Below are 8,418 nucleotides of genomic sequence, written 5' to 3'. Positions count from 1 at the left end.
GTGTGCCGGACGGCTCACTCCCAGAACTGATTAGGACCCCTCGTGCACCTCTTGCTCGCCGCCCCCGCCGAACCCCTCACCGGACTGGCCGGTTGGGCCGTCGGCCTGATGGACTCGCTAGGCGGCATCGGCGCCGCGATCGTCGTCGGCCTGGACAACCTGTTCCCGCCGATCCCCAGCGAACTCGTCCTCCCGCTAGCCGGTTTCTCCGCGAGCCGCGGCACCTTCAGCCTGCTCGGCGCCCTCTTCTGGACGACCCTCGGCTCAGTCGCCGGCGCCGTGATCGTCTACTGGCTGGGCGCCCTGCTCGGCCGCGACCGATGCCGCGCGTTGCTCAGCCGCCTGCCGCTGATGGACGCCGCCGACTTCGACCGCACCGAGGCGTGGTTCACCCGGCACGGCGGCAAGGCGGTCTTCCTCGGCCGGATGGTGCCGATCTTCCGCAGCCTGATCTCGCTGCCCGCGGGCGTCGAACGGATGCCGTTCGGCCGGTTCCTGCTGCTGACGACGGCAGGCAGCCTGCTGTGGAACACCGCCTTCGTCGTGGCCGGCTACCTGCTCGGGGAGAGCTGGTCGCTGGTGGACCGCTACGCGTCGGTGTTCCAGTACGCCGTGCTCGCCGCGGTGGCGATCGCCATCGGCCTGTTCGTCGCGGTCCGGGTGCGCCGCGTCTCCCGGCGCTGAGTTTTTTGCCCCTCGACCTGGGCTTTCCCGAGGTTCACCCGAACGGATGAGCGAGTGGCGCCCTGGAAATTGTCGGTGGTTCGAACTACTGTTCGATATGCAGGAACCGAACACCAGTTCGAGGGGAAGCTCATGACGATCGCACCGTTCCGCCCCGGCGTCGGGGCACCGCCGGTCCAGACCTTGCCGCCAGGGCGCTGGCATGGGCGGATCTGGGTGTCGGAGGAACCGCTCACGCGCCCGCAGCGGTACCTGAGCTGCGTCGCGGAGTTCGAGCGGTCGGGGTTGTGGCCCGTGCTGATCCCGCCCGACCAGCGCTTCACCGCCCGCGGCGAAGACTGGCTGGACGACCGAGGCCGCCTAGCCCCGGCCGGTCACCGCGTCGCCAACGCCGACCCCGCCGAAGTCCTGGCCCGCTGGTGGGACGGCTCTTGTTGCGACGGAGCCTGCCTGCGCCCGTTCGGCACCCGCTTCCCCGGGTTGGCGAAACGCTCGCACCGCCGCTCGGACCCACTGGCCGAAGCAGGCAACACCGGATCCATCCTGGCCGCCCGCACCCCGCACCGGTTGGGCCTGGTCCAAGCCGACCGTCCAGCCGACGTCCCGGCCCTCATCGGCTGGACGGGAATGATCAAGTCGACAGACCAGGTCGCGGAACTCTCAGCAGTCCTGCGCAGCTGGGAGGACCGCTTCGGCGCAACCTTGGTGACGCTGGGCTTCGACTCACTGGAACTGTCGGTTTCCGCCCCACCCCGCACCCACGCCAGGGCACTGACAGTCGCGGCGGAGCACCGCGCCTTCAGCCTCCCCACGTACCTCACGCAGCCAGGAAACTTGCGGGAGTACGCGACGTCCCTGGTGCAGTCCCGCCGGTGGAGGTTCTCGTGGGCTTGAGGAAGTGAGGAATGCGCGGGCCGGGCAGATCCGCGGCCCGAGACGGGCTCGCCACGACCGGGGCCCGTCCGACAGACCTGACCGGCGCGGGAATGCACGGGGAGCAGGCGAGTCCAGCCCGTCCGGTGGGCCAGGAAGGCGGCAAGACTGGCCCACCGAACGGGATGGCTACCTCGCGCCGGGCTGCGGCCATCTCGCGCCGGGCTGCGGCCATCTCGCGCCGGGCTCTGGTTACCTCTCGCCGGGTTCCGGCTGACTCTCGCGGGATTTCGGCCACCCCTCGCTGGGCTCCGGCTGCCTCTTGCCGGGTTTTGGCCACCTCGCGCGGCTCCGGCACCGTCACCCCCGGCCACGCCACCGCTGCTGATTCCGGTTCCTCCGCCCGTCACGGCACCGTCGCTCCTGTCGATGCCGCCGCTCCCCTCGATGCCACCGCTTTCTTCGGTGCCACCGTGAGCACTGGCGACAACAGCCGCCCCCCGCAATCCTCGGTCAATCCGCCACCCCACCCGCGTCAGCACCCCGACCGCTCCGACACCGCCATTCCCCTCGGCACCATCGCCGGTATTGGCGCCACCGCCCGCTCCAGCCCCACCACCCGCCTCAACTCCACCGCCCCCGTTCCGCGCCCTCGCTTCCCCTGTTCTCCTCACCGTCCCCTCCGAGCCCCGTCCCGATGAGCAGGCAACGGAGTCCGCGCCATGAGACCCACGTCCCTTCGCCCAGGACATCTGTCCCGATCCTTAGCCCGACTGTCCCAAAAACAGCCGCGCGGACGCGTTTACCGCAACCGTCCCGGCGGGAATCCTCGGCGGCGAAAGGCGGTGAGCAAGATCGGCCAGATCCGAGTGGGCACGTCCGGCTGGCGCTACCCGCCGTGGCGTGGCGCGTTCTACCCGTCCGGCCTGCCGCAACGGCGCGAACTCGAGCATCTCTCCCGGCAGATGAACGCCGTCGAGATCAACGGGTCCTTCTACTCGCTGCAACGCCCGGAGCGATACCTCGCCTGGCACACCGAAACCCCAGCCGGATTCCTGTTCGCGGTCAAGGGCGGCCGGTTCATCACGCACCTCAAACAGTTGCGCGACGTCGAAACCGCGCTCGCCAACTTCTACGCGTCCGGCGTCCTCGCGCTCGCCGACAAACTGGGACCGTTCCTCTGGCAACTCCCGCCGCGACTGGCCTTCGACCCTGATCGCGTCTCGACGTTCCTCGGCCAACTCCCCCGCACCACCCGCGAGGCAGCCGCGCTCGGGAAGAAGCACGACGACAAACTCAAGTCCCCGCCGTTCCTGAAACCCGGCCCCGACCGGCCAGTGCGGCACGCGCTCGAAGTCCGCCACCCGAGCTTCACCACGCCCGAAGCGCTGGACCTGCTCAAGAAACACCGGGTCGCGCTGGTGACCTCCGACGCCGCCGCGCCGTGGCCGTACCGGGAGGACCAGACCACTGACTTCAGTTACGTCCGGTTGCACGGTTCGGACGAGCTCTACACCAGCAATTACTCCGATTCAGCCCTGCGCGAGTGGGCCGCGAAGATCACCGAATGGCACGACGGCGGCCGCCGCGACGTGCACGTCTACTTCGACAACGACAGCAAAGTCGCGGCCCCGCACAACGCCGTCGCGCTCACCCGGCTGCTCGACCTCCCCACCCAAACCGACCCGGCACAGTGAGCGGACAGTGAGCGCACTTCGGTTGGGTAGCGGTACGGGCCGCCGGTGGTCTACGTGCTGCCGCTGGGGGTCGGCACGCGGACCACCGCGCCCGGCTGCCCTCCGGCGACCCCCGGGAAGCGTTCCGCCAAACGGCCGATCAGCCCCGCGCCAGCCGCACCATCTGCCTCGCAATGCATCCAGCCAGACCGCGCGACCAGCGATCTTGGGCTGCGGCGACCGGCCAAAGCTGCCCGCACCCACCGGCCGAGCGCACCCGATCCGCATCGGATTGGTTCAACCAATCACGCACCGCAGCGGATACGGACGGACCTCACCCCACCGCAAGCCAGCCGACTGCGCTCGTGCCCGACCCACATCCGGGTGATTCAGCGGCGTCAGCAACCGAGCCGCGCCGCCGCATTCCAGCGTCGCGGCACGGGGCAAACCATCCCGCACCGCATCCGGGCAATCCAACCGCGTCAACACCCGCGCCGTGCGGCAGCGGCTGAGCTCGCGGCACCGCAGCAAGAACTACCTCGGGCACCCACCCGCCGCGCACCCCGGCAATCCAGCCGCCTCAGCAACCGAGCAGCGCCACTGCAGTCCAACGTCGCGACGCCGCGACAAACCACCCCGCACCGCATCCGAGTGATCCAGCCACGTCAACAACCCCGCCGCGCCGCTACAGTCTCAACGTCGTGGCATCGCCCCAAACCACCCGCACCGCGTCCCGTCAATCCAGCCACGCCAGCAACCAAGCCGCGCCGCTACAGTCCCAACGTCGTGGCATCGCGGCAAAACCACCCGCACACGTCCGGCACTCCAGTCACGCCAGCAGCCAAACCGCGCCACCCGCAGACCAACCTCGCGGCCCCGCAGCAAAACCCGCACTACGTCCGGCAATCCAGTCACGCCAGCAGCCAAACCGCGCCACCCGCAGTCCAACATCGCGGCCCCGCAGCAAAACCACCCGCACTACGTCCGGCAATCCAGTCACGTCAGCAACCGAGCCGTGCCGCCCGCAGTCCAACCTCGCGACGCCGAAGCAAGAACTACCCCCGCACCAACCCAGCCAACTGCGCCCGCACCCGCTCCGCGTCCGGATGGTCCAACCGGGTCAGCAACCGAACCGCCCGTAGCCAGCAATCTCGCGCTGCGGCGGTGCGTCCGTAACGCAGATGTGCGGTGCCCAGCTCCGAAAGCACATCCGCGGCCTCATACTCCTCATCCATCGCGAAGAACATGTCGACCGCCTCGGACAGGCACTCGATTCCTTCCACATGCCGCCCCAAACCAAGCAGCGCACGGGCTCGCGCGGCCAGTGAGAAGCGGCCCTGCGGCAAATCGTCCGGCGGGACCAATGCCAGCGCTTCGTCGGCGAGCGACAAGGCCTGCGGGTAGTCGCCCATCATCGCGCACAGGTCGCCCAGGGCGCGCAAGACATTCGCCTCCACCGAGGTGAATCCCAGTTCCCGCGTGATTTCCAGCGACCGCAGGCCATGCCGGTAAGCCTCCGGGAAATCTTCGATGCCCTGCGCGGTCATCGCCAGGTTGTAGCGCGCCCGCGCCTCCCCCGGCAGCGAGCCCAGTTCCAGTTGCACCGCCAGAGCTTGCTCCAGATATTCGCGCGCCAGCACGTAATTCCGGGCGACTCCCTCGATCACGCCTAGTCCATTGAGGATCGCCGCTTCACCGTGCCGCTCACCGGAATTGCGTGCGGCTCGCAAACCGACCTCGAAGACGTACCGCCATTCGTCGACCCGGGCGCGGCCGGCGAAGTAGGTGAACAGCGACCACGCCAAGCGCCAGCATTGCGCGTATCGTCCGATCCGGAACGACCATTGGATCACCGACAGCAGGTTTCCGTGCTCCTCGATGAACCACGCCAGCGCCCGGTGGTAGTCGGAAAACTCGAGTTCGCCAGCAGGCGGGATGGGGCCGATTTCGTCCATCAGCTGGTGCGGACGCATCGCCAAACCCGCGTTTCGCGCCGACGCGATGTACCAGTCGAGCAGGCGTGCGCTGGCCGCCGCGCGCTCGGCGGCGTCGTCTTCCTGATCCGACAGCTCAGTCGCGTAAGCGCGAATCAGGTCGTGGAACTGGTACCGGCCCGGTTTCGGCTGGGTGAGCAGGTGCGTCGAGACTAGCGTGTCGAGAGCGCTCCGAGTGTCCTTTTCGGACCGTCCGTTGAGCGCGACTGCCATGCCCAGCGACAAATCCGGGCCGACCGACAGTGCCAGCGATCGCAGCAGTCGCGCCGCCGCAGGGCACAGAACCCGGTAGGAATACGAAAAAACCGTGCGGATATTGGTTTCGTCGCCGTCGCCTAGATCGAAGGTGCTCAACCGGCCAGCGTCCGAGGGCAGCGCCGCCACGAACTCGCCCAGCGGCAGCCGCGGGAATTGCGCGGCGCGGACAGCGAGGATTCGGATCGCCAGCGGGAGTCCGCCGCAGTACTCCACAAACTTGCCCGCGGCGATCGGGTCCTCGTGCACTCGTTCGACGCCGATGGCCGACGCGAGCAGTTCCACCGCCTCTTCGCTGTCCAATTCGGACAGAGCGATCCGTCGGGCACCGTGTGTCGCGACCAGTCCGCGCAGTTGCCAGCGGCTCGTCACCACCACCAGGCATCCGGGGCCGGGCAGCAAATGGCGCACCTGTTCGGTGCTGTTCGCGTTGTCCAGCACGATCAACAGTCGCCGACCGGTCGTGTAGGTGCGCCAGGTCGCGGCACGTTCGTCCAAACCGGACGGGATTCGGTCGGCGGGCACGCCCAGCGCGAGGAGCATTGTCTCCAGCGCGGCGATCGGCGACACCGGCGCGCCTGGGCCGTAGCCGCGGAGATCCAGGAATACTTGCCCGCCGGCGAAACGGTCGGCGATCTGGTGTGCGAAGTGGACGGACAGGGTCGTTTTCCCTTGTCCGCCCATGCCTTCCACCGAGGCGATCGGCGTGGAGGTGCCGACGTCGAGTGCCTCCGGCAGCAAGGCGCGCAAAGCTTTCAGATCCGCGGCTCGACCGGCGAATGCGCCCAGGTCGGCCGGAAGCTGGTGCGGGATATGGGGTTCCAGCGGAGTGCGGAAGCGCGTGCCTTCGTCACCGCCCAGCACGAGCCGGTGCGCGCGCTGCAGTCCGGCACCGGGGTCAAGGCCCAGTTCCTCGGCGAGCAATCCGCTGATCCGCCGGTGCACCTCCAGCGCCTCGGCCTGTCGCCCGGAGCGGAGCAGCGCGTACATCAGCTGCTCGTGCGGACGTTCCCGCAGCGGATGTTCGCGCGTCAGCCGCTCCAGTTCGGGCACGACAGTGTCGTACTCGCCGACCGTCAGCATCGTCTCGGCCCACAGCTCGCGGACCCGCGTGCGCTCCTCGGCGAGCTGCCCGACCTCGTCCCGGTGCAGCGCGTCCGACTCCACGTTCTGCAGCGCCGGACCTCGCCACTGCCCGAGCGCGTCCTCGAAGTACCCGGCCGCCCGGCGGTGTTCGCCTCGTTCCGCCGCGCTGCGGCCCCGCGCCGCGAACTGGCGGAAGCGGCCAAGGTCCACCGCGTTCTCGTCGACTTCCAGCAGGTAGCCGCCGCGTTCGGTGCGGATCGCCGCGCCGTCGCCGAGCGCCCGGCGCAGCCGCAGCACATACGTCTGCAGCGCGCCCTTGGACCGGCGCTGGTCGTCGCCCCACAGCCAGTGGCCGAGCACGTCGACCGAAACGAGCCGGTTGGCCCGCAGCAGCAGTCCGGCGAGCACGATCAGCGGGCGGCTGCCGCCCAGCGGCACCACCTGGTCCCCGGCCAGCACCTCGGCCGGGCCGAGCACCCGGAAGTCGAGGCCGTCCACACGTTCCATTGTGGCGTTGAGACGGCCCCCGCGGCACCTCGGTTCCCGGCGCCGCGGCGATGGCATGATCGGCAGTCATGCAGGTTTACGCGCTCCCGCTGCACTCCCGGTTCCGGGACATCACCGTCCGTGAAGGACTGCTGCTCCGCGGCACCGCCGGCTGGGGCGAGTTCTGCCCGTTCGCGGATTATTCGGACACCGAAAGCGTGCCGTGGCTCGCCGCCGCGCTCGAAGCGAGCGAAGAAGGCTGGCCGGAGCCGGTCCGCGACCGGATCGAGGTCAACACGACAGTCCCCATTTTGTCGCCCGAACGCGCACACGAACTGGTCCGCAAGTCCGGCTGCCGCACGGCGAAGGTCAAGGTCGCCGACAAACGCGCGACGCTGGCCGAGGACTGCGCGCGCGTCGAAGCGGTCCGCGACGCGCTGGGTCCGTCCGGCGCGATCCGGGTCGACGCCAACACCGCATGGGACGTCGACACCGCCGTGCACGCGCTGGGCGAGCTCGACCGTGCGGCCGGCGGCCTGGAGTACGCCGAACAGCCGTGTCCCACGATCGACGACCTGGCTGCCGTTCGCCGCCGGGTGTCAGTGCGGATCGCGGCCGACGAATCGATCCGCCGCGCGGAGGACCCGCTGAAGGTCGCCGTGGCCGGAGCCGCCGACATCGCCGTGCTCAAGGTCGCCCCGCTCGGCGGGGTGCGGCGTGCCCTGGAGGTCGCGGAGGCGTGCGGGTTGCCGTGCGTGGTGTCGTCAGCCGTGGAAACGAGTGTCGGGCTGGCCGCCGGGCTCGCGCTCGCCGGGGCGCTGCCGGAGCTGGATTTCGCCTGCGGACTCGGCACGATGTCGTTGCTGCGCGGGGATGTCTGCACCGAAACACTGTCCCCTGTGGACGGTTACCTGCCAGTGCTGCGCCAGGCCCCGGAGCCCGACGCTTATGCCGATTTCGCCGCGTCGCCCGAGGTGTCCCGAGTGTGGCTGGACCGGTTCGAGCGGGTCCGGAAGATCAGCGGCTAAGGGAGACTTCAGGGTCGCGGCCCCGGGGCTTTCTCCGGGGCGATCCCGGATGTGCGGGGCCGCCCGGTCGCGGAGTATTGCTGGCATGACGGACAACGTGCAGGCCGCACCGGCCAAGAAGATCTTCCGCAGCCGCTCCGACCGCATGCTCACCGGCGTGTGCGGCGGATGGGCCAACTACCTCAACGTCGACCCCTCGATGGTGCGCATCGCCGCGGTCGCCGGCGCCGTGCTCTCGGCGGGCGTGATCCTGCCGGTCTACGCCGCCGCTGCCGTCCTGACTCCGGAAGACTGAGCCGGGAACGGGCGAAGCCCGGCCCACCGCGAGGGTGAACC

At 69.5% G+C, this 8,418-nt stretch carries 6 protein-coding genes; 5 read left to right on the top strand and 1 reads right to left on the bottom strand.

Translation table 11 applies throughout. The annotated features are described in order from the left end of the window. The first annotated feature begins 42 nt into the window (after window positions 1-42). The 3 genes from EIZ44_RS41680 to EIZ44_RS41670 all read left to right on the top strand — a co-directional run bounded on the left by EIZ44_RS41680 (window position 43) and on the right by EIZ44_RS41670 (window position 3,254). Window positions 43-684, top strand: coding sequence for a DedA family protein (locus EIZ44_RS41680; RefSeq protein WP_037807871.1), 642 nt, complete (start codon window positions 43-45; stop codon window positions 682-684). 132 nt (window positions 685-816) lie between these two features. Continuing rightward, window positions 817-1,578, top strand: coding sequence for a DUF4253 domain-containing protein (locus tag EIZ44_RS41675; protein WP_037807874.1), 762 nt, complete (start codon window positions 817-819; stop codon window positions 1,576-1,578). An 824-nt stretch (window positions 1,579-2,402) separates the two neighbouring features. Continuing rightward, the gene (locus tag EIZ44_RS41670) at window positions 2,403-3,254 is read left to right on the top strand and encodes a DUF72 domain-containing protein (RefSeq protein ID WP_134734321.1); all 852 of its coding nucleotides are present in this window, start codon (window positions 2,403-2,405) and stop codon (window positions 3,252-3,254) included. A gap of 1,034 nt (window positions 3,255-4,288) precedes the next feature. Here the strand turns inward: EIZ44_RS41670 and EIZ44_RS41665 are convergent. Further along, complete coding sequence (locus EIZ44_RS41665; RefSeq protein WP_167754445.1) at window positions 4,289-7,075, bottom strand: AfsR/SARP family transcriptional regulator; 2,787 nt, start codon at window positions 7,073-7,075, stop codon at window positions 4,289-4,291. Between the two features lie 68 nt (window positions 7,076-7,143). Here EIZ44_RS41665 and EIZ44_RS41660 point away from each other — a divergent pair, with 68 nt between their 5' ends. Further along, window positions 7,144-8,082 (top strand): o-succinylbenzoate synthase, encoded by a 939-nt coding sequence (locus EIZ44_RS41660; RefSeq protein ID WP_134734319.1) that lies wholly within the window; start codon window positions 7,144-7,146, stop codon window positions 8,080-8,082. 85 nt (window positions 8,083-8,167) lie between these two features. Continuing rightward, window positions 8,168-8,377, top strand: a complete 210-nt coding sequence (locus EIZ44_RS41655) for a PspC domain-containing protein (protein WP_037807882.1) — start codon at window positions 8,168-8,170, stop codon at window positions 8,375-8,377. Window positions 8,378-8,418 lie beyond the last annotated feature (41 nt).

This window comes from Amycolatopsis nivea (genome assembly GCF_004522235.1).
Lineage (GTDB): Bacteria > Actinomycetota > Actinomycetes > Mycobacteriales > Pseudonocardiaceae > Amycolatopsis > Amycolatopsis nivea.
Note: the sequence above shows the minus strand (reverse complement) of the source record. Positions and strands in the feature narration are given on the sequence as shown.